Source organism: Flavobacterium hiemivividum (genome assembly GCF_004349145.1).
In the GTDB taxonomy this organism is placed as follows: domain Bacteria; phylum Bacteroidota; class Bacteroidia; order Flavobacteriales; family Flavobacteriaceae; genus Flavobacterium; species Flavobacterium hiemivividum.
Map to the genome: position 1 here is coordinate 130520 of NZ_SMFO01000003.1, position 23072 is coordinate 153591.

Annotated in this window: 23 protein-coding genes; 13 read left to right on the forward strand and 10 right to left on the reverse strand. The window is 37.2% G+C overall.

All coding sequences use genetic code 11. From position 1 onward, the window contains the following. Nucleotides 1-5: 5 nt before the first annotated feature. Genes E0F98_RS06565 through E0F98_RS06595 form a run of 7 tightly spaced genes read right to left on the reverse strand, consistent with a single transcriptional unit; the run spans nt 6 to nt 5902 of the window. Nucleotides 6-437, reverse strand: coding sequence for a hypothetical protein (locus E0F98_RS06565; protein ID WP_132109817.1), 432 nt, complete (start codon nt 435-437; stop codon nt 6-8). Nucleotides 438-448: 11 nt separating this feature from the next. After that, nucleotides 449-1072, reverse strand: a complete 624-nt coding sequence (gene traK / locus E0F98_RS06570; protein WP_074590706.1) for a conjugative transposon protein TraK — start codon at nt 1070-1072, stop codon at nt 449-451. Nucleotides 1073-1093: 21 nt separating this feature from the next. Next, nucleotides 1094-2089, reverse strand: coding sequence for a conjugative transposon protein TraJ (traJ, locus tag E0F98_RS06575; protein ID WP_132109818.1), 996 nt, complete (start codon nt 2087-2089; stop codon nt 1094-1096). A gap of 2 nt (nt 2090-2091) precedes the next feature. Next, nucleotides 2092-2724 carry a DUF4141 domain-containing protein gene (locus tag E0F98_RS06580; RefSeq protein ID WP_132109819.1) on the reverse strand — a complete coding sequence of 211 codons (633 nt, stop codon included), beginning with the start codon at nt 2722-2724 and terminating at the stop codon, nt 2092-2094. A 27-nt stretch (nt 2725-2751) separates the two neighbouring features. After that, a complete protein-coding gene (locus tag E0F98_RS06585) occupies nt 2752-5256 on the reverse strand; it encodes a TraG family conjugative transposon ATPase (protein ID WP_132109820.1) in 2505 nt (834 codons plus the stop codon). Continuing rightward, nucleotides 5253-5585, reverse strand: a complete 333-nt coding sequence (locus E0F98_RS06590; RefSeq protein WP_132109821.1) for a DUF4133 domain-containing protein — start codon at nt 5583-5585, stop codon at nt 5253-5255. Before E0F98_RS06590 ends, E0F98_RS06585 begins: the two co-directional genes overlap by 4 nt. 11 nt (nt 5586-5596) lie before the next feature. Further along, the gene (locus tag E0F98_RS06595; RefSeq protein ID WP_074590696.1) at nt 5597-5902 is read right to left on the reverse strand and encodes a DUF4134 domain-containing protein; all 306 of its coding nucleotides are present in this window, start codon (nt 5900-5902) and stop codon (nt 5597-5599) included. A 210-nt stretch (nt 5903-6112) separates the two neighbouring features. Here E0F98_RS06595 and E0F98_RS06600 point away from each other — a divergent pair, with 210 nt between their 5' ends. Next, nucleotides 6113-6913 carry a TIGR02391 family protein gene (locus E0F98_RS06600; RefSeq protein ID WP_132109822.1) on the forward strand — a complete coding sequence of 267 codons (801 nt, stop codon included), beginning with the start codon at nt 6113-6115 and terminating at the stop codon, nt 6911-6913. A gap of 14 nt (nt 6914-6927) precedes the next feature. Here the strand turns inward: E0F98_RS06600 and E0F98_RS06605 are convergent, their stop codons facing one another. From E0F98_RS06605 to E0F98_RS06615, 3 genes are read right to left on the reverse strand one after another with little or no spacing between them, the layout of a single operon-like run. Next, the gene (locus E0F98_RS06605) at nt 6928-7563 is read right to left on the reverse strand and encodes a conjugal transfer protein TraD (RefSeq protein ID WP_132109823.1); all 636 of its coding nucleotides are present in this window, start codon (nt 7561-7563) and stop codon (nt 6928-6930) included. 3 nt (nt 7564-7566) lie between these two features. Beyond that, nucleotides 7567-8007, reverse strand: a complete 441-nt coding sequence (locus tag E0F98_RS06610) for a DUF3408 domain-containing protein (protein WP_132109824.1) — start codon at nt 8005-8007, stop codon at nt 7567-7569. A gap of 4 nt (nt 8008-8011) precedes the next feature. After that, nucleotides 8012-8779 carry a ParA family protein gene (locus E0F98_RS06615; protein WP_132109825.1) on the reverse strand — a complete coding sequence of 256 codons (768 nt, stop codon included), beginning with the start codon at nt 8777-8779 and terminating at the stop codon, nt 8012-8014. Between the two features lie 695 nt (nt 8780-9474). Here E0F98_RS06615 and mobA point away from each other — a divergent pair. From mobA to E0F98_RS06680, 12 genes are all read left to right on the forward strand, one after another. Continuing rightward, nucleotides 9475-9912: a conjugal transfer protein MobA gene (gene mobA, locus E0F98_RS06620; RefSeq protein WP_074590682.1), complete on the forward strand. Its 438-nt coding sequence runs from the start codon at nt 9475-9477 to the stop codon at nt 9910-9912. 2 nt (nt 9913-9914) lie between these two features. Continuing rightward, entirely contained in the window at nt 9915-11201 is a 1287-nt protein-coding gene (mobB, locus tag E0F98_RS06625; protein ID WP_132109826.1) for a conjugal transfer protein MobB, read from the forward strand. A 115-nt stretch (nt 11202-11316) separates the two neighbouring features. Then, nucleotides 11317-11745, forward strand: a complete 429-nt coding sequence (locus E0F98_RS06630) for a putative quinol monooxygenase (RefSeq protein ID WP_165929290.1) — start codon at nt 11317-11319, stop codon at nt 11743-11745. A 178-nt stretch (nt 11746-11923) separates the two neighbouring features. Next, on the forward strand, nt 11924-13921 hold the full coding sequence (mobC, locus tag E0F98_RS06635) for a conjugal transfer protein MobC (RefSeq protein ID WP_132109827.1): 1998 nt from the start codon (nt 11924-11926) through the stop codon (nt 13919-13921). Nucleotides 13922-14003: 82 nt separating this feature from the next. Continuing rightward, nucleotides 14004-14567, forward strand: a complete 564-nt coding sequence (locus E0F98_RS06640) for a helix-turn-helix domain-containing protein (protein ID WP_092908323.1) — start codon at nt 14004-14006, stop codon at nt 14565-14567. Nucleotides 14568-14653: 86 nt separating this feature from the next. Next, on the forward strand, nt 14654-17194 hold the full coding sequence (locus tag E0F98_RS06645; RefSeq protein WP_132109828.1) for a heavy metal translocating P-type ATPase: 2541 nt from the start codon (nt 14654-14656) through the stop codon (nt 17192-17194). Nucleotides 17195-17700: 506 nt separating this feature from the next. After that, entirely contained in the window at nt 17701-18030 is a 330-nt protein-coding gene (locus E0F98_RS16115; RefSeq protein WP_207917086.1) for a hypothetical protein, read from the forward strand. A gap of 95 nt (nt 18031-18125) precedes the next feature. Beyond that, nucleotides 18126-19004, forward strand: coding sequence for a DUF3347 domain-containing protein (locus tag E0F98_RS06660; protein WP_092908326.1), 879 nt, complete (start codon nt 18126-18128; stop codon nt 19002-19004). A gap of 19 nt (nt 19005-19023) precedes the next feature. Further along, nucleotides 19024-19545 (forward strand): DUF305 domain-containing protein, encoded by a 522-nt coding sequence (locus tag E0F98_RS06665; RefSeq protein ID WP_113667140.1) that lies wholly within the window; start codon nt 19024-19026, stop codon nt 19543-19545. 39 nt (nt 19546-19584) lie between these two features. Next, complete coding sequence (locus E0F98_RS06670; RefSeq protein WP_132109830.1) at nt 19585-20244, forward strand: DUF3347 domain-containing protein; 660 nt, start codon at nt 19585-19587, stop codon at nt 20242-20244. A 1-nt stretch (nt 20245) separates the two neighbouring features. Continuing rightward, nucleotides 20246-20695, forward strand: a complete 450-nt coding sequence (locus E0F98_RS06675; RefSeq protein ID WP_132109831.1) for a heme-binding domain-containing protein — start codon at nt 20246-20248, stop codon at nt 20693-20695. Nucleotides 20696-20718: 23 nt separating this feature from the next. Beyond that, on the forward strand, nt 20719-22989 hold the full coding sequence (locus E0F98_RS06680; protein ID WP_074590864.1) for a multicopper oxidase family protein: 2271 nt from the start codon (nt 20719-20721) through the stop codon (nt 22987-22989). Nucleotides 22990-23072 lie beyond the last annotated feature (83 nt).

Here is a 23072-nt window from a genome sequence, read left to right on the forward strand (position 1 = left end):
GGCTATCACATTTTAAACCCTCTTTTTTGGGAAGAAATGTGTTGTTTAGGATCTTCAGATACTTGGGCTACGGCTTCCTTTAATGTAGGAACCGAACCTGTTGAAAGATTTGTTAGTTCTGATTTCTTCAATAGTTGTCCGTAGCGGTCTGTCCTTTCAATGTCCATCTTTTGTACATCGAAAATGCCGTTTTTATGTCTTATCCACATATTACATTCAATCCTCGGCTTGTCATCTCCATTCCATTGGAGGTAAGTCGATAATAAAAAAAGTTCATGTCTATTCGGTTTTTTCGTACCGTTGTGAGAGGCTTCCAAGTATTCATTAATGCTTTCTTTTAACTTGCCCGGATAAGATGCTTCCGTTTGGAAGTAACCGTTGTATCCTTTATCTGTCAGTGTTTTCACGAATGTGTCTAAATCAAGTAACTGTTTCATAATCTTTGATTTTAACGTTGAATAACTTCAATGTCCTTATTCTCTACCACGGCAAATTTTTCAATATTGAAACCTTGCGGGTTATTGTCTGAACGGACAGAGTTTACAAGGAAACAGGACGTTACCAAGCTTCGCTTTGTCACATTGCTGGAACGGATGATGAATTGCTTAGCGTAAGTACGCACTGCATAAGGATGATTGTCGAAATTGCAGACCACACTATCCACCTCGATACGTTGCTGTACATTACCCGATATGATACGGTTGTAATAGCCTTTTTCGGAAAGATCTTTGTAATAATCAAAGGCACTTTTATCGGCAAGATTGAACGCCCGTTTCATATTGCTTTCAATGGCATTTTTGTCGGGTGCAAGTGTAAAAAAGAGTTCGTGAAAACGTCTTACGTGTTCCCTTGCCTCAACTGGACGGTTGATGGACGCATCTTGCGAAAGAGCCAACATCAATGATTTCCCATTGTCCAGTACATAAACTTTTTGGCGTTGTTCTGTTGCAAAGCTGTAGGACTGCCATACGGCATATCCTACAACGCTAATGCATAGAACGGCAAACACAATGGCGTACAGCCTTATCTGTCTAAAGCTGTTTTCGATATTTCTGAGTGTTTTAAATTCCATTTCTTAAGTGATTAATTTTATTTACTTATTAATTAGCCTGCCACCAATATTTCCTGCAACAGACCCAGCTCCAGCTCCGGCAAGATTTCCCGATTTCATTGCAGTTTGGTTAACATTACGGGTAAAGTTTCCGGCACCCCCTGCCTGAATAATCCAACCCGTTACCGTTGGAATTGTAAAATATCCTATAATACCGATAATCATAAAAATGATATACACGGTATTACTTGTATCGGGTATATAGGTTGGGTCGGCAAGCATTTCGATATCCCGTTCCAATATCAGCGATTGTATCCTTGCTAACATCGAACTGAACAAATCTGAAACTGGAAGCCAGAGGTAAACACTTATATACCTTGTAAACCATTGCGAGAGCGTGGATTGAAAACCGTCCCACACGGAAATAGCAAAGGCAATTGGTCCGAGTATGGACAACACTATCAGAAAAAATGTTCGTATGGTATCAATAACCAATGCAGCCGCCTGAAAAAGTATTTCCAGTAAATTGCGAAACCATTCCTTTATTGCTTTCTCAATCTTGTAGGCTTGCCTGTCCATATACATTCCTGCCATTGTTCCCACATCAGAAGGCGACCAGCCCAATTCCTCCAATTTCTTATCAAATTCCTCATCCGATGCCATATAAGCAGTTTCGGGATTTCTTACCATTGCTTCGTATTCCAATTGGTCTTTCTGCTGTTGCAATTTATTGAGGTCAAGTACCTGGTCTTCGAGAATGGAATGGGTTCCTGTTACTATCGGATTGAGAATTGCATTGATGGTTCCCAACACGATTGTTGGGAAAAACATAATGCAAAGTCCCAAAGCAAACGGACGTAACAATGGAAACATATCAATTGGTTCGGCTCGGCTTAAAGCCTGCCAAACCTTTAATGCCACATAGAACAAAGCGCCTAATCCGGCCACACCTTTAGCTACTCCTGCCATATCACCGGCAAGTGGCATCATATCATCGTACAGCGAACGCAGTACTTCGTGAAGATTATTCCATTCCATTTTTACCAGTATTTTTGGTTAGAAGTTCCATACAAGTCAAGCACTCGTTTGGCATCGTTTTTCTTTTTCGCTCTCAGGTAGCTTACAGATATGTTCTTGTTGGTGTAATAGCGAACAAGACTGTGATAATCCTTTACCTCTTTGTACACACGGTCGATAACATCCATACGCTCTTTGTCATTTAGCGAAAGGCTGGACGAGGTTATAATCTGCTTCAATTCCTTTAGCAGTTCCGTACTTTCATTTAGCAATGAAGAATAACCGTTGCCGATGGCTACCAATTCCTGTGGCGAAAAATTTGGATCGTTCATCATCTTGCCAAAATTCTGCACATACATTTCCGAAACATCACCTACCAACAAAGCAGTCTGTTGCACTTTACGAGCATCTTTTACAAGGTTGTTTATAGCCTGTAGTTTGTCGTAATACTCTTTGCCTTGCTTATACACTTTTTCCACTTCCTTAAAATTCTTAACCACATTGCTTACAGTGGAAGAAGTCTGTATAATTTCGTTCGCACTATTGAGGATGCCTGAAGCCAGATTTGCAGGATCTGTAACCACGAATTGTGCTTTTGCGGACGGTGCTACGGCAAGCGTTAATGCCATACACACCATAAAAATGATTTTTTTCATTTTCTTAAATTTTAAATTGTTAATGAATTATTGATTTGCACTATCACGCCGTTGCATAGCGATGTGCTTAATGGCGAGTTCTACATTGCCATCCAGTTCAGATGCGAGTTGCATCACTTCCAGTTTTTCGGTTTCTTCGGTGGTGTATGCGAGATATTCCTCCAAACTAACTTCTGTGGCATATACCGCAGAGTGTGTTCCACCCAAGCCAATCCATACTTCCTTGTAAAGTCGTGATGGGTCGTTGTTCATATTGATAGAAAGTACTTGCGCTTTTTCCTTATCTGTAAGTCCTAGCATTGCCTGTATATCATCGAACTTGTTCATATACTTTCGCTGGTCGAGCAGGATTTTACAATCGCTGTTGTTTATGATACTTTCCTTTACAATGGGCGATTGGATGATATCGTCCACTTCTTGTGTTACGACAATGGCTTCGCCAAAAAACTTCCTTACCGTTTTGAATAAATACTTGATGTATTCAGCCATTCCTTCTTTGGCGATGGCTTTCCAGGCTTCTTCAATCAGGATGAGTTTTCGGATACCTTTTAGCCTTCTCATTTTGTTGATGAAGACTTCCATAATGATGATGGTCACAATTGGAAAGAGGATTTTATGGTCTTTGATGGCATCAATCTCAAACACAATAAAGCGTTTGGAAAGCAGGTCTAATTGTTTATCAGAATTCAACAGATAATCATATTCGCCACCTTTGTAATAAGGTTCCAAAACATTGAGAAAATTGGCAATGTCAAAGTCTTTTTCCCTTACTTGTTTTTCTTCCAATACCTTACGATAATCGCCTTTCACATATTCATAGAAACCATTGAAGGATGGAAAAATATCATCTTGTTTAATGCGTTCGATGTAACCGCTTACGGCATTTGATAATGCAACTTCTTCCGAACGGGTCGGTGGTTCATCATCACGTTTCCAAAGGGTAAGTATTAAGGTTTTAACACTTTCTCTTTTTTCAATGTCAAACACACCATCATCGGTGTAGAAAGGATTAAAGGCAATAGGATTATCTTCGGTATAAGTAAAGTAAACGCCGTCTTCGCCTTTGGTTTTGCCTTTGATGAGTTCGCATAAACCCTGATAAGAATTGCCAGTATCAACCAACAAAACGTGAGCACCTTGCTCATAATATTGGCGAACCATATGGTTAGTGAAAAACGATTTTCCACTTCCCGAAGGACCCAGTATAAACTTGTTCCGGTTCGTGATGATACCCCGTTTCATCGGTAAATCCGATATATCCAAATGAATAGGCTTTCCGGTCAATCGGTCAGCCATCTTAATGCCAAATGGCGATGGCGAATTGTCGTAATTGGTTTCTTCTGTAAAAAAACACAAAGCAGGTTCAATGAACGTGTAAAAACTTTCCTCACTCGGAAAATCGCCTGCATTACCCGGCATTCCTGCCCAATATAGTGTTGCTACATCTGTAGTGTTGTGGCGAGGCTTACACTCCATTAATGCCAACGCACTACCGCAATCATTCTTTAGTTGCTTGAGTTCTGCTGGATCATCCGACCAAGCCATAATGTTGAAGTGTGCCCGAATAGAAGACAACCCGAAACTGTGTGCTTCATTCAGGTATTTTTCTATCCACTCTTTGTTGATTTGATTTGCCCGACTGTAGCGAGCCAACGAATGCATATTTCTTGCAGACTTTTCAAACTTTTGTAGGTTGGCTTCGCTGTTATCCAAAAACAAATACTGGTTGTAAATATGATTACAGCTTAACAGCAATCCCACAGGTGCAGCAAACGACAAACGGCAGTCGCTTCGGTCGGTAGATAGTTTTTCAAAACGGGTATCAGCAGATACTGTTCCGGGCAAATCGTCGGTATCGGATAAAGTGTGCAGACACAATCTTTTGTTACCAATACGAATTTCTTCGCCACCCAATGCAATGTCTTGCATCGGTGTTCCAACTTCTCTTGATAATGTTAGGTATTGCTCCAATAATCCCTGCTTTCCATCTGTACCGATGATTTCGTCTTCGGTCAACCGTTGCAGTTTGATAAACCCGCTATCGTTTACGATACGTTCAAATTGTGCTATGGCTTCCATAAAGCGATGTATCACTTCCTTATCCCTGATTTCCTTCGGTATCAGTGTTCCTCTGCAAAGCGAACTGAAATTACTCTGCATTCGCATACGCTCTTTGCTCGTTTTAGTTAGGAACAGATAACAATAATGGTTCAGAAAAGGACGTTCATTGAAATGGCGTTGGTAGGATTTTGCTAGAAAACTTTGGTCATCTTTTGCCAAATCGGGTGCATAATTTTCTTTGATGTACCAATCCTGTTTATGGACTATCGTGAAATCTGGCAAGGTTTTGATAGCCTTATGCCAAGCGGAATGGATAGCTTCATATTCAGCAGAAGCCACGGTAAACAGCTCCGGCAGATGTACTTCAAAGCAGGCAGTAATGTCCGCATCTTTTGACAGAATACAATTGTTCTCTACCGCCAATAATGGAAACTTGCTTTCCAGTGTTGTTGATTTTGCTGTATTTATCATCGTACATTAGGTTTAGTGGTAAATTTTAAATAACGATGTACAGGCTTGCGACAAATGATGTAGCGAGGATGCCGTTTATTAGCCGCTATTTTCATTAATCCGTGTTCGCCATATTTTCTGTTCAGTGAGAAGGTTTGCCACACAATCAGCGAAGCACCACCTGCTCCAAGAAAAAGACAGATATAAGAATTAACCCCGATCATATATAATATCATCACGAGGATTAGGGTGCCGAGCAATCCACCTGCGAAAATGAACAAGTATTGTGCTTTCAACCCTTTAAATTCCACCGTTCTTCCAATACCCTTATTGATGTTATAATTACTCATAAGGCAGGGGATTAAAGGAAGAATGAACGAAGGACGGTTGCCGCTACGATGAGGAAAATACACGCACCGAACCACGAAGCCGCCGTTTTGCTTGTATCAGGATCACCCGAACTGAACTTGTTGTACACTTTAACACCTCCGATGAGACCTACTACGGCACCAATGGCGTAGATGAGTTGTGTGGCAGGGTCGAAATAAGACGTTACCATTTGAGTTGCTTCGTTGATACCGGCTGTACCATTTCCTTGGGCGAAGGCACCAATTCCCGACAGCATAGCCACGGCTGCCAGCAAAGCTTTTTTTCTCTGTTTTTTCATAATTGAAATACATTAAATTGTTATTCTTTCCCACACCTTGCGGGCTTTCGTGACAAAGGTGTTATAGAAAAAGAGGCCTTATAATAATGTGGCAGTGAGTGGAATTACTTGGCGGTGAGTGGCGGTTGAAGGCTCAAAAAACAATATATTAGCGTATCTTGCTAATTCTATTTAGAAGTATTTAATAGCATTAATAAAGAAAAAATTAGAATGGCAAGTATTAAACATCCCGTGTTTGAAGCTCACATATTGGAAGGGTTATGCAGAACAATTGGTGATACGGCAGATGGCTTAACGGGTACAGAAATTGGACAAATTCTTTTAAATTCTAATATTCCAGATATAGACCCCCAAAACACAAAATGGAGAAGATTATATTCAGCATTTGCTGAGTGGCAAAATCAGCATCAATGTTCAAATCACATATTAAGATTTGTACAAGATGCTTTACAACCAGTACGTTATATTGGGAAAGAGGAAGTTTTTCATAACCGTAGATTGGAAGTAAATAAGCGGTTGTCGTTTATAGGTACTGAACTTACAGAGGAAGGAAAATTTAGATTAGTGGCAAAAGCAACTACAATAGCCGATGCTGAACAAAGAGCTAGTCGCTTGAAACATAAATTAGAAAATAGAAACGTTCATACGGCTGTTTTTGAATATTGTAAAGCTGAATTATTGTTTGAAAATTATTTTCATTCTGTTTTTGAAGCAACTAAAAGTGTTGCCGACCGTTTAAGAAAGTTGACTGGATTGTATGCTGACGGCAATGCTTTGGTAGAAACCGCATTTTCAACAACCAATCCTTTAATTAAAATCAATAATTTATTGACCGATACGGATAGAAGCGAACACATAGGATTATGTAATCTAATTAAGGGTGTTTTTGGCTTAATTAGAAATCCTACTGCACATCAACCTAAAATTAAATTTGAGATTACTGAAGAAGAGGCTCTTGACATTTTAAATACCATATCATATATCCATAAACGATTAGATAAAGCACTATAAAAACATTGGGAAGTCTATACAAACTCCCCAATATCAAAATCTCTCAAATCATTTTTCCGCAAAGTGGAAGAACCGGCTTCCGTTTCAGAAGAAAGGCTACTGTCCAATAGCTCTGCTATTTTACGAGAAGCGCCTTCCATAGAACTTTCCAAAAGGCTGAATAATTCGGTTCCCTCTATTTTCTGAACTATAGCTATCGCTGTTTCCTTTTGAGATTGCTCCAGTTTTTCTTTTTGAAGCAGTATCCCCACGGAGTTTAGTTCTTCAAAGGTAACCCCTTGGGCAAAACCGTTATCGCCATCGGATAATTCGTACCTGTTCCATTCTTCCTCCTCTTCGTCAAAATCAGGCATATTACTGAAAACTTCGTCCAGCTCTTCCTGCGGAATTTGAATGCCGACGTTTTCATTTTCGTCGTATTCTATGTCAAAATTATCAGGATTTATTTCCAGTTCTTCAACTTGGCTTTCGGTGGCATTGTTTGGCACCGAAAGGCTTTTCTTAGGTCTAGGTTGCCCCATAATATCGGGCAGTTTAGGGTTGCTTTTTTCCTGTATCGGTTTTCTTTCTGAACTTTTTTTGATTACAATCTTGTCCTGCACAAGCAGGGCAATCACAATCAGCAGGCATATCACAATTACTATTTCCATAACTTATAAAATGGGTTTGTATTTATCATTAAAACTCTTGGTAATCTGCTCGCCAAATTCCTGAAAATGGTAGTCCAGTAAATTGTCTAAATAACCGTAAATGGATATTTTGTCTTCACCTATTACTTGTACAATACGTGACAATTTTTCGTGAAAATCTGGTCGGATATATACCGTTTTTCCATCTCGGGCATTCGTGTCTGTTCTTTTGAAAAAGAGGCTTTCGTAATCTGTTCCGTTTGTTTTTTTAATTTTGGTCTTTTCCTTCACAGCAGGTTTCTCCAATGGTAATTTTTCGGGCTGAACATATTCCTTTTCGAGGGCTTCAACAGTTTGTTCTGTGGGTAACTGTAATCCCTCTTTTTTTACGCCATCTACCATTAGGCTCATCATCAGTTCCTCGTTAATATCGGGCGTGTTTTTTTTCTTATTTTCTTTTTCCATTAGACTATAATTGAATGATTTTTAAAAATTCATTTACAAATTGATCTAACTGGCAGGCTTTCATCAAGCGTTCATCAGGTGGCATTACCGTAGAGCGGAAAACTGCTTTGCTGTTTACTTCACTTTCTTTGCGAAAACGGGTGCTGTTTTTGATTTGGCTCTGCATCAGGCTTAATCCTAATTGGTCGATGAGTTGGTTATAAACCTCATATAAAGGTGTACTTTCCCTGCCATCAACCTGGTTCCAAAACAGGTTGATGGTTTCTATGGAAGTTTCGCCTTTTTTCATAATCACATCCTGCAAAAGTTGTGTAAAAATCAGTGTGCTTTCCATTACCACTCGGTCTGCCGTGATAGGTGTAAAAATGTGGTTCATTCCTGCCAGTGCATTCAAAATACCGGGCGTGTTAACCGTTCCGGGCAGGTCAAAAAAGACCACATCAATAGGTACTGAAGAACTACTTAAAAATTCGTGAGCGGTTTCCAACACGCTATCAGCTTTGGATTGCATAATCGGATAGGCTTTTTTGTTGATGGTGGTAAATTGTTTGTAAGCCAGCTTTTTTAAAACTTCGTTTTCCATTACCATCGCCAAATCACGAGCCTTCATTTTCATCAGGCTGTGCTGAGGAAAATCGGCATCAAATACGGCTACATTATAGCCCAACCGATAGTGCATCGTACTTGCAACCAATGTTGTAAATGTACTTTTTCCCACACCGCCTTTTTGAGATGAAAAGGCGATAAATACTGTTTTGTGTTTTGCATTCATATTTCAACTGTTTTTAAAATTTATATCCTCAATTACTTAGGTGCGCATATAGGTTTGTAGCTCTATACAGAATTATAGAAATAAGCAGGTAATTACGCACTAGGCTATTTATGTACTTGAATACATTTTTATGGCTGTAGGCAAATAGATTTGTACAACCATAATTAGTTATTTATGTACCTGCTTTTTTGCGTACACAATTGCATATTCAAGTATTTCAATAGGTGCTTTTTTACATCTGCACATTTGTATTTATTTACGTCGGTAATTAAGTACTTACGTTGTTACCTGCATAGCTAACTACGTCCCTATATGTGTTTGTAAGTACAAATAAATGCAGATAAATAGGTGTTTACATTATCGTGGTAGTGTTTGGCTTCCAAAGGCAGAGTTTGTCCTAGTTTCACATTGCAATACTCTTATCAACAGTTGGTTACTTTGTAAAATGAATTTTACTAACGGATTTATGCAAAGCATCTTGATAAAATGGACACGAAGCAGAACGGCATCGGACCGATTTTCCCTGCTACATTTAATCCGTCCCGCAGGGCGGATTTTTGTGTTCATCAGAACACGGCAAGTTGTGTTTTGAGCATCTCGAAACGATTTCGGATGCTCAAAACAACTTGCCCTGCCGGGGGCTAAAAAACACCTTCCGAAGTCAGGGTTTTGTGTAAATTATAAAAGGATTTGTGATGAACGAAAATAACAGAAAACAATTAAAAAAAACCGGACGCCGACCTAAAGAAGACCCGGCGAAGATTAGATATACAATTTCCTTTAATGAAGAAGAGCACAGCCGATTTCTTTCGCTCTTTGACCAGTCGGGAATGCTGGTAAAGGCACATTTTATAACGTCCTGCATCTTTGAAAAAACGATAAAGACCATTCAAATTGATAAAGGAACAGTTGATTTTTATATGCGATTGACTTCGTTTCACAGTCAATTTCGCTCGGTCGGTGTAAATTATAACCAAGTTGTAAAGCTATTGTACAAGAATTTTTCAGAGAAAAAAGGATCTGCCTACCTCTATAAATTGGAAAAACAGACGATTGAAATGGTATTGTTATGCCAAAAAATCATTCAGCTAATCGAAGAATTTGAAGCAAATCATCTAAAAAAACAGGTCTAAAAATGATAGCAAAAATTGGAAGGAGCAGTAACTTATATGGTGCTTTGGCATACAATAATCTTAAAGTGGAAAAGGAAAACGGACAAATTCTGTTTGCCAATAAGATAATTGAAACACCAAGCGGGCATTATACTGTAGCACAATTGAGCCAATCTTTTACGCCTTATCTTATTGCAAATCGAAATACCGAAAAACACACGTTGCATATTTCGCTCAATCCCGACCCGAAAGATAATGTTAGTGATGAAAAATTTAGGGAGTTGGCAGAGCAGTATATGCGTGAAATGGGTTATGGCGAACAGCCTTTTGTCGTGTTCAAGCATACTGATATCGACAGAACGCACATACATATTGTTACGGTTTGTGTGAATGAAGAAGGCAAAAAGATTTCAGATAAATTTGAGAAAATGCGGTCTATGAATGTGTGCCGAGAACTCGAAAGGCTACACGGATTGGTATCTCCAACAGATAAGGAACACAAGCAGAACGATAAGATTTTTAGCCCTGTGAATTACCAGAAAGGTGATGTAAAAAGTCATATAGCTTCGGTAGTCCGGCATTTACCGAACTATTACCAATACCAGACATTGGGCGAATACAACGCATTGCTTTCGTTATTCAATATTACTACTGAAAAAGTTGAAGGCAAATTAAATGGAAAAATAAAACAGGGTTTATTGTACATTCCATTAAATGAAAAAGGCGAAAGAGCTGGACATCCGTTCAAGGCTTCCTTATTCGGAAAGAACGCAGGGCTACCGGCTTTGGAATTGCATTTTGCAAAAAGCAAAGAGGCTTTAAAAGACCACCCAACTAAACAGACTTTAAAATCAGCCATTAATATCGCTTTAAAATCAGCTTCGGATGAATTGGGTTTTAAAAAACAGTTAGCAGAACAAGGAATTAATTTAGTGGTACGGAGAAATGATGCAGGGCGTATTTACGGAATAACGTTTATTGACCACAATTCTAAAACGGTTTGGAACGGTTCACGATTAGGAAAGGAACTTTCTGCAAATACCTTTAATGATTATTGGAACAATAATATCAAACCAGAGATTAACGAGCCTGCCGTACAACCACCAAAAATATCCACATCAAATGATGCGGATATTCCTGCGGAAGAACCACACCATTTGTTCGACTTCCTGAATACTAATGAAAAACACGAAGACGGTTTGATTGAAGCATTAGGCGGTTTATTGCCCGAAGCGCAGGGCGAAGATTATGAGGAACTGGATTTTGCTAATAAAATGAAGAAGAAAAGAAAACGCCAAAGAGGTCAGTAATAATTCCAGCGTAAAAAGAGCTTTTAATAAACTCTGAATGAGATTTAGGAAGTCCGTATTACAATTAGTTTGGCTTTTTATGTAAATTAGCCTCGAAGTATAAATAGGTTAGTAAATGGGAATTAAGAGAAGTGTATATCTAATTTTACTGATTAGTATGGTTTGTCTGTCGTGTGGGCAGAAACAACAAAATCAGAACAGCTTTACATCAGACAATATGATGATAAGGATTGCGGAAATAGAAATTGAACCAAATTATCTTGATGAATATATAGTGATACTTAAGGAAGAAGCAGAAGCTTCTGTGAGATTGGAGCCTGGAGTTATTTCAATTTATCCTATGTTTCATAAAGAAAATCCTAATCAAGTAAGAATATTGGAAATCTATGCTGACGAAGAAGCGTACAAAACACATTTGCAAACACCTCATTTCAAACATTACAAAACGGAAACCGCAAATATGGTTAAATCTTTGAAGTTGATTGATATGAGCGCTATAGATGGGCAGACGATGCCTCAAATATTTAAAAAATTAGATCAGTAGATTTAACGTTAAGTAAACCATTACAACAACAGTTTTTAGCCAATTAGCCAAGCAATTTGAGGTTGAACGGTTTTCTAATCCAGCCAAATACTGCCACGATCCGCCAAATACTGCCACATCGGTATAGCCACTATATAGAGCCTTTAAATTCACGCCCGAACATTAAAACTAAAAAATAATGCAGGGAGAAGACGATTTAAGAGGGCTTGCCAAGATTATGGCTTTTATGCGGGCAGTCAGTATTCTTTTGGTACTGATGCACCTTTATTGGTTTTGTTATGGTTTCTTTATGGAACGTGGCTGGACATTAGAAGTGATCAATAAAATATTAGGAAATTTCCAACGAACAGCAGGACTGTTTTCACATACCCTTTACACTAAAGTATTTGCCACAGTATTGCTGGCTTTAAGCTGTCTGGGTACGAAAGGCGTGAAGAATGAGAAGATAACCTTGTCGAAAATTTATGCGGCTTTAGGAGTTGGATTTGCACTGTTCTTCCTGAACACGCCACTGTTAAAGTTGTCGCCGATCATAGGCCCATTCTTTTATATACTGACTATCGGCTTAGGTTATATTGCCTTGATGATGGCTGGTGTTTGGATAAGTAGACTACTGAAAAACAATCTCATGGATGATGTTTTCAATATGGAGAATGAAAGCTTTATGCAGGAAACCAAATTGATGGAAAATGAATATTCGGTCAATCTTCCCACAAAATTTTATTACAAAAACAAATGGAATAACGGCTGGATAAACATCGTCAATCCTTTTCGGGCAACCATTGTTTTAGGAACGCCAGGTTCCGGAAAATCGTATGCTATCGTAAACAACTATATCAAGCAACAGATTGAGAAAGGGTTCTCAATGTACATCTACGATTTCAAGTTTGACGACCTTTCTACTATTGCTTATAACCATCTTTTGAAACACGGCGATAAGTACAAAGTTCAACCCAAATTTTACGTCATCAACTTTGACGACCCGAGAAAGAGCCACCGATGTAATCCACTCAATCCAGATTTTATGACGGACATCTCTGATGCTTACGAAGCAGCATATACCATAATGCTGAACCTCAACCGAAGCTGGATACAAAAGCAGGGCGATTTCTTTGTGGAAAGCCCAATTATTTTGTTAGCAGCAATTATCTGGTATCTCAAAATCTATGATAATGGGAAATACTGCACCTTTCCACACGCCATTGAATTACTGAACAAGAAGTATTCGGATGTATTCACTATCCTTACTTCATATCCTGATCTGGAAAATTATCTTTCGCCGTTTATGGATGCGTGGCAAAGTGGTGCACAAGACCAATTACAGGGGCAGATTGCATCAGCAAAAATTCCTTTATCAAGAATGATTTCGCCACAATTGTATTGGGTAATGACTGGCGATGATTTTTCACTGGACATCAACAATCCCAAAGAACCGAAAATCCTTTGTGTTGGAAACAATCCCGACCGTCAAAATATTTATTCGGCAGCTTTGGGATTGTATAATTCAAGGATTGTTAAACTCATTAATAAAAAAGGGCAATTAAAGAGTTCTGTTATTATTGATGAGTTGCCCACTATTTATTTTCGTGGATTAGATAATCTTATTGCAACTGCCCGAAGTAATAAGGTGGCAGTTTGTTTAGGCTTTCAGGATTTTTCGCAATTGATAAGGGATTATGGCGATAAAGAAGCAAAGGTTATCCAAAACACTGTGGGCAATATATTTTCGGGTCAGGTAGTTGGCGAAACTGCAAAGAGCCTTTCGGAAAGGTTCGGGAAAGTATTGCAAAAGCGTCAAAGTATATCAATCAACCGAAATGATACGTCAACTTCCATTTCCACACAATTAGATAGTCTTATTCCAGCTTCCAAAATTTCAACACTAACACAAGGTATGTTTGTGGGGGCTGTCTCCGATAACTTTGATGAACGTATCGAGCAAAAAATATTTCACGCTGAAATTGTTGTGGACAATGAAAAAGTTGCCGCAGAAACTAAAGTTTATCAGGAGATACCGCAAATCTTATCCTTTGTTGATGAACACGGCGATGATAAAATGAAGCAGGAAATAGAAACGAATTATAAACAGATCAAACAAGATATTGTTCAGGTTATTAAAAAGGAATTGGAGCGGATTAAGAATGATCCTGATTTACAGCATTTGGTGCAGGAATAAAAAACAATATTCAACATAATATTTATGCTTTAATTTAAATCGTAAATTTGGCTATTCTGCTTAATATGAATAGGTAATAAATATGACGACACTCTTTATTAAAAACATGGTTTGCAACCGCTGTATTATGGTAGTGCAAAATGAATTGGATAAATTAAGGTTGGATGTAAAAAACATCAAACTTGGAGAGGTAACATTGGACAAAGAATTGACGGATGAACAAAAGAAGAATTTTGACGCAGTACTTACCTCATTAGGGTTTGAACTAATTGACGATAAAAAAAGCCGCATCATTGAAAAGATAAAAAATATAATCATAGAGTTGGTTCATCATCAAGACAACGACACCAAAAACAACCTTTCAGATGTGCTAATCAGTAAACTGCACCACGATTATAATTACTTATCCAACCTGTTTTCGGAAATAGAAGGTACTACGATTGAAAAGTATTTTATTGCCCAAAAAATAGAGAAGGTGAAAGAACTATTGGTATATGATGAACTGTCTTTAAGTGAAATTGCTTTGCGTTTAAATTACTCAAGTGTAGCCTATTTAAGCAACCAATTCAAAAAGGTAACAGGACTTACCCCAAGTTATTTCAAGCAAATACGAGAGGATAAAAGAAAACCTTTGGATAAGGTCTAAATAAATCTTACAAATCATTCCCAAAATTCCACAAGGAAAAAATGGAAACAAAATGGAACTTTGTATCACAATAAAACTCAAACAAAATGGTACACAAATATCAAGTAACAGGTATGACCTGTGGAGGTTGCGAAGCAAAGGTGAAATTGGCTTTATTAAAGGTTGAAAATGTGACAAATGTTGAAGTTTCAAAAGATGAAAACTCAGCTACCCTGACAATGGATAAACACATTCCAACTACACAATTGCAAGAAGCATTAACCGCTGTTGGAAAATATACCATAGAAATGAGCAATAACAAAAGCCCACAACATACCACGACAAATGAACCAGTGGCAAAATCCTGCTGCTCCGCTCATTCTCACGATGATAAAAAAACAATCGAAGTGACTAGCAATATAAGAGGCAAATACTATTGCCCAATGCATTGTGAAGGCGATAAAACCTATGATAAAGCTGGCGATTGCCCTGTTTGTGGAATGCATTTGGTAAAAGAAGCAGAATTGGATGTAAAGAAAACGATGTACACCTGTCCAATGCATCCCGAAGTTATTCAAGATAGTCCGGGTTCATGTCCTATATGCGGAATGGATTTAGTACCCATGGAACCAAGCGATTCCGAAGAAAAAAAAACCTATCTGGATTTGCTTAAAAAAATGAAAATAGCAACTCTCTTTACGGTGCCAATTTTCATTATTGCCATGATGGAAATGGTGCATAACAATCCGTTATTTCAAATAATGGACAGTAACATGTGGAACTGGGTGCAATTTCTGTTTTCAATTCCTGTTATTTTCTATGCTGGTTGGATGTTTTTTGTACGAGCTTGGAAATCCATAATCACTTGGAATCTAAACATGTTTACCCTTATCGGAATAGGAACTGGAGTTGCATTTTTGTTTAGTATTGTAGGAATGCTGTTTCCGAATATTTTTCCCGAAGAATTTAAAACCGAACACGGAACCATTCATCTTTATTTTGAAGCGGCAACAGTAATCATTACACTGGTCTTGTTGGGACAATTGTTAGAAGCAAGAGCACATAGCCAAACCAGTGGAGCTATAAAAGCGTTATTACAATTAGCGCCAACCGAAGCTACTTTGATTGGTGAAGGGGGCGATAAAGTGATTTCCATTCATGATATTAAGAAAGGTGATTTATTACGCGTAAAACCAGGAGATAAAATTCCAGTTGACGGAAAAATAACCGATGGTGAAGGCAGTATTGATGAAGCAATGATTACAGGAGAGCCAATTCCCGTTGACAAAAAGAAAGACGATAATGTAATTTCGGGAACAATCAACGGGAACAAATCATTTGTAATGATGGCCGAAAAAGTAGGTTCTGAAACATTACTTTCTCAAATTGTACAAATGGTTAACGATGCTTCTCGTTCAAGAGCACCCATTCAAAAATTAGCCGATAGTATTTCTAAATATTTTGTACCCATTGTAGTAATCATTTCAGTAATTACTTTTTTTGTTTGGGCACTATTTGGTCCAGAACCAGCGAAGGTTTATGGATTTATAAATGCCATTGCAGTTTTAATCATAGCTTGTCCTTGTGCTTTAGGTTTAGCCACGCCGATGTCTGTGATGGTGGGTGTGGGCAAAGGAGCACAATCTGGTGTATTAATTAAAAATGCCGAAGCCTTAGAAAATATGAATAAGGTGGATGTTTTAATAACAGATAAAACAGGAACGCTAACAGAGGGAAAACCTTCGGTAGAAAAAATTTACGCATCAACTAATAACGAGGATGATTTATTGCAAAATATAGCTTCCTTAAACCAATACAGTGAACATCCATTGGCACAAGCAGTAGTCAATTATGCCAAAACAAAATCTATTTCATTAATTGGAGTCAAAGATTTTGAAAATGTTACAGGAAAAGGAGTTACAGGAACGGTTACCAATAGAAAAGTAGCATTAGGCAATAAAAAACTAATGGAACAGGTTAAGGCAACTATTTCTGACGATTTAGAAAACAAAATTATTGCAGAACAAAAACTTGGTAAAACGGTTTCTTACATTGCTGTTGATGGTGTTACAGTTGGTTTTGTTTCAATTACCGATGCGATAAAAACTTCGAGTGCAGCAGCGATAAAAGAACTAATGCTTCAAGGTGTAGAAGTAATTATGCTTACTGGTGACAATGTTAATACAGCCAAAGCAGTAGCGGATGAATTAGGTTTATCTTCCTATAAAGCAGGATGCTTACCCGAAGATAAACTCAACGAAATTAAACGTTTACAAGCAGAAGGGAAAATTGTAGCTATGGCTGGTGATGGTATAAATGATGCTCCGGCATTAGCACAAGCCAATATCGGAATAGCTATGGGAACTGGAACCGATGTAGCCATAGAAAGTGCCAAAATAACTTTAGTAAAAGGCGATTTATTAGGTATCGTTAAAGCAAAAAATTTGAGCCATGCTGTTATGAAAAACATCAAGCAAAATTTATTCTTTGCCTTTTTCTACAATGTGCTTGGTGTTCCAATTGCAGCAGGTATTTTATATCCGTTTTTTGGAATTTTATTATCTCCAATGATTGCAGCTTTAGCAATGTCTTTAAGTTCTGTATCGGTAATCGTAAATGCATTGCGATTACGCAGTTTTAAACTTTAAATGAATTATTCAATAAACAAAATGGAAAAGAATAATCAAGACTTACGATTCAAAACAAATATTAACTGTGGTGGATGTGTAGCATCTGTAAAACCTCATTTGGATAATGCCGATGGTATATGACATTGGGAAGTAGATACAACTAAAGACAAGGTGCTTACCGTAAAATCAGAAGGAATTACACAAGAACAGGAAATTGAAACTGTACAGAAAGCAGGTTTTAAAATAGAACCATTAAACAAAGATAATTTACTTATCCTAATACCTGTTTAGTTATTTAACTTATAACAAACACTTTAGGTAATTCACTGTATATTTATTTTAATAAGCATAAAAAGGACTATGCAGACTAGTGATTTAGACATTTTATCTATAATTCTGTGTTTGCAGTTCACGAAAGTGCAAAATATAGCAATTAAAAGAAATAATTTCATAATTTTGTAGTGTTGAAAAATTTGAGTAAACATATCAGCTTTGTCATCTTACTATGTTTGGGCTTTTTCCTAATGCCAAGCATAAGCTATGCTTGTGCAAAAAAAACAACTAAGACAGAGCAAAAGTCCTGCTCAAAAGATCAATCTGCAAAAGCAGAACATAAAAGCAGTTGCAAGGACAAGTCCTGTAAAAAATGTAAAGATGGTCACGACTGCGACGGCAATTGTAAGCACAGTTCTTGTGGATGCAGCACTTCTTCATCTTCTGTAAGCTTACCAATACCAGTAGATTTAAAAACAGCTGACCCTTTTGCTGAAATTAAAAAGCAAAAATTCGGTTTCAAAGAAGCCTACTATTCTTCAGGCTACTCTTCCATTTGGCAACCACCTAAAATAAGCTAAAACGATGGCTTGTTAGCCATACGTGTGCCTTGTCGAAAGCTGAATCCAGTTTTCGCAAACTCTTCGTATATCTTATTAAATAAAAAAAAATAAAAATGAAATCAATATCAAAAATATTGATGGTAATCACCGTATTACTATCAGCTGTAAACAGTTTTGCACAAATCAAAAATGCAAAAACAGAAACCGTAAAAATATATGGCAACTGCGAAATGTGTAAAACAACCATCGAAAAAGCAGGAAATTTAAAAAATGTAGCCACAGTAGAATGGAATAAAGACACCAAAATGGCTACACTTAAATACGATGATAAAAAAACAAATCAGGATGAAATACTGAAACGTATTGCTTTGGCAGGTTATGACAGCGAGAAATTTTTGGCTCCAGATGATGTATATGCAAAATTATCCGACTGTTGCCAGTATAAAAGGGAACTAAAACCAGTTGCAAAAACCAAAGATGCAGGTATGGATATGAAAAATGAACACGCCAACCATAACCAAAGCGATATGGCTCAAAAAAACACCACTGAAACGCAAAATGTACCGCAATTAAAAACCGTTTTCGAGAACTACTTTTCGGTTAAAGATGCGTTAGTAAAAACTGATGCAGGTATCTCATCTGCAAAAGCCGCTGAATTGGTAAAAGCCATTAAAGCGGTAGAAATGACAAAACTTTCTACCAAGGAACATAACGTTTGGATGGAAGTGATGAAGGATTTAACAGCAAATGCTGAAAAAATTGCTACAACCAAAGATGTGGCAAAACAAAGAGAAACTTTCGCTTTGCTTTCTAAGAATATGTATGAATTAACTAAGGTATCAAAACAAGAAGCACCTGTTTATTATCTGCATTGCCCTATGTACAATAATGGGAAAGGTGCAAACTGGTTAAGTAAGGAAGAAGTGGTTAAAAACCCATATTACGGTTCTAAAATGCTTACCTGCGGTAGTGTGCAGGAAACTATTAAATAACAAATAAAACGCTATTGTTATGGAAAGTATGAAAAACCAACACGGAATGCAACATACCCAAAAGAGTGAAGAAAATAACCCCAATCATTCTTTAGCAATGTACAAACGTTTTGCTGTAATGGCTGTTGCAATGTTTGTAGCTATGTATTTTATTATGTATGCTATGATTGACGGTTTGCAGAACCTTATCCCCAACATCAATAATTTATATATGACCCTACTAATGGTTTCGGCAATGTTGGTAATTGAATTATGGATAATGAAAGGAATGTATCAAAACAAAAAAATCAATTGGGCAATCATAACGGTTTCCTTTGCGATTGGCATCTTTTGTTGGTTTGGTATTCGGGAGCAATTATTTGTGGGCGATAAGGAGTTTGTAAAAGGTATGATACCACATCACGCAGCAGCAGTATTGATGTCTGAAAAGGCTAAGCTTACCGACCCCGAATTGATACAGTTACAAAAAAACATACTGGAAACACAGGCACAAGAAATCGAATTTATGAAGCATAAGCTAAATGAATTTGAAAACAAATAAATAAGATAAATTTCTTCAATAATATCAAAAATGAATAAAATGAAAAATATAATTTTCTCAATCATTACATTAGTAACAGTTGCAGCGGTAACAATTTCCTGCAATCAATCTTCAAATAAAAATAGCGACCAGCAAGCTAATGATAGCACAACAATTGCTGCAATTCCGGAGTTACAATCACCTACACACAATGATACGGTAGCAACTGTTACTTCAACGGATACGTCTTCTCAAGAGGCAGAAAAATCCGATGTGAAGCAAGCTCAAAAGTTTACTATCGCACCTATAATTAAGGATTATTTGACTTTAAAAAATGCACTTGTCTCAGATAACGACCAAGCAGCTGCTAATGCAGGGAAGCAATTATTTACAACTTTAAACAATGTAAATATGAAATCCATTCCTGCCAACAAACATAAAGAATATATGGAGATAGCTGAAAATGCTAAGGAAAATGCAGAACACATTGGTGATAATGCAGGCAAAATAGACCATCAAAGAGAACATTTAGCATCATTAAGCAAAGATGTTTCCGATCTTATAGTATTATTTGGAACTACACAAAAATTATATCAAGACCATTGTCCAATGTATAACGATGGTAAAGGTGCGGTTTGGATTAGCGAAGCTAAAGCTATCAAAAACCCTTACTATGGCGGTAAAATGCTTACCTGTGGCTCTGTAAAAAAAGAGTTCTAAAATGAAGAAAGTATTAAAGATAATATTGACAATAGTGCTGTTTATTTTTATTGGAATACAATTTTATCAGCCTGCCCTTAATGTAGATAAAGGGCAGGTTTACACAACCGATTTTACCCAAGCCTATAAAATGCCTGTTCAAGTAAAAGCGATGTTTCAAACCTCTTGCTACGATTGTCATAGTAACAATACTAATTATGTTTGGTATGACTATGTGCAACCTATGAGAGCATTAATTGAAAATCACATCAAAAACGCAAAAGAGGATTTGAATTTCAACGAATGGGGTACATATTCAAATAGGAAGCAGGAAAGATTATTAAACTCAATTAAAGAACAAATCGAGACTAAACAAATGCCCTTATCATCATATACAATAATGCATAAAAAGGCAAAACTGAATGATGAGCAAATCAAAGTATTAACCAATTGGTTAAAAAAGCAGGAATAAGTTTCATTAATAAAAATATTAAAATGAATATACCCAGAAATATTACTATCAGATTGCTACAGGCAGTTTTCATACTGTTGTGTTCGCAATCTCTTTTTGCACAAAAGGTAGTCCGTTATGACCTTTATGTAAAAGACACACTTGTAAACTATGCAGACAAAGAAAAAAGAGCCATTGCTGTAAATGGTCAAATACCAATGCCTACCCTAACATTTACGGAGGGAGATACTGCCGAAATTGTAGTACACAACCAATTAAAAGAAAGTACATCATTGCATTGGCACGGTGTGTTCTTGCCCAATAAGGAAGATGGAGTGCCCTGGCTTACACAAAAACCGATTGAGGCAGGTACAACATATACCTATCGTTTTCCTATTATCCAACACGGAACGCACTGGTATCACTCCCATTCTGGTTTGCAGGAGCAAATTGGGATGTATGGAAGTTTCGTAATGAAGAAAAAGGATGATGATAAATCTTTTAGAAAAGGAATTGATGATCTACCTACCATTCCTATTATTTTAAGTGAATGGACAAACCTTAATCCCGATAACATCAACCGTATGTTGCATAATGCCAATGATTGGGCAGCGATTAAAAAAAATGCGACACAATCTTATGCAGAAGCTATCAAAGAAGGTCATTTCAAAACAAAAATTAAGAACGAATGGAAGCGTATGTTGGCAATGGATGTAAGCGATGTTTATTATGACAAAATTTTAATCAACGGAAATCATTCTACTGATTTAAAAACGGTTGATGGCAAAACGTTAAAAGCAGGCGATAAAGTACGGTTACGAGTATCAAACGGTGGTGCTTCTTCTTATTTTTGGTTGAGGTATGCAGGCGGAAAAATCACCGTAGTAGCCAATGATGGTAATGATGTAGAGCCTGTAGAAGTTGATAGATTAATTATTGCAGTTTCTGAAACTTATGATGTGGTGGTAACCATTCCTGAAGATGGTGTTGCCTATGAATTTTTAGCAACTACCGAAGACAGAACACAGTCAGCAAGCTATTTTGTAGGTAATGGCATCAAACAGCTCATTTCACCACTTCCAAAATTGAAATATTTTGAAGGGATGAAAATGATGAATGATATGATGAAGATGAACGGCGATTTGGACGATATGGGAATGAAAATGAGCTTGAACCAAATGGATATGAATGTGGTAATGTATCCCGAAATCACAGGAGATAGTAAGCAGAAAGAAGACCACAGCCAACACAATATGAATATGGAAAATGATCCCAACCGTTACAATGCAAATGCTTTGGGAGAAATCAAAACGCTGAATTATGCAATGCTACAATCTCCTTCCAATACCTCACTTCCTAAAGATGCGCCAGTAAAAGAATTGAAATTTACTCTTACCGGAAATATGAACCGTTATGTGTGGAGTATGGATAATAAAATACTTTCAGAAGTTGATAAAATACCTGTAAAAAAAGGAGAAATTCTACGAATTACCATTCATAATAACTCAATGATGCGCCACCCAATGCATTTGCATGGTTTTGATTTCAGGGTAATCAACGGCAAAGGCGAAAAATCACCACTTAAAAATGTCTTAGATATAATGCCAATGGAAACGGATACCATTGAGTTTTTAGCAAACGAAGAAGGAGATTGGTTTTTCCACTGTCATATCTTATATCATATGATGTCGGGAATGAACAGGGTTTTTGCAGTAGATGATTATCAAAATCCGAATTTACCCAACAAAAAACAAGCCTATAACAAGTTGCAGAGAGAAAGCAATATGCCGCACTTTATGGCGCAGAATGATTTTGCAACTAATGGTAATGATGGTGATGCAATGCTCCAGAACTCAAGATGGTCTTTAGGTACAGAATGGCGTTTAGGCTATAATGATATGCATGGTTATGAAGTAGAAACTCATTTAGGAAGATACATTGGGAAAATGCAATGGTTTATGCCGTTTATTGGTTTTGATTGGCGATACCGAAAAATGGGAATGGATGAACACGAAACAAATTTATTCGGACAGAAAAACGAAAAAGATACCCGCAGAGCCTTTAGTTTAGGTTTTATGTATACTTTGCCAATGTTGGTAAACTTTCAGGCAGAAGTATATCATGATGGAATTGTTCGTTTGTCATTAATGCGGGAAGATATTCCAATTTCCAAAAGAATAAGAGCAGGATTTATGGTTAATACTGATATGGAATATATGGCAGACCTAAAGTACATCATCAACAAAAACATTGGCATCCGTACACATTACGATAGCGATATGGGTTTTGGAGTGGGGCTCGCACTGAATTATTAGTAAACAGTGTATATAATACGAATTAAGGGTTAAAACCATCAATTAATTTGCGGTTTATTACAAAAAATTAAATATTGCAAAAC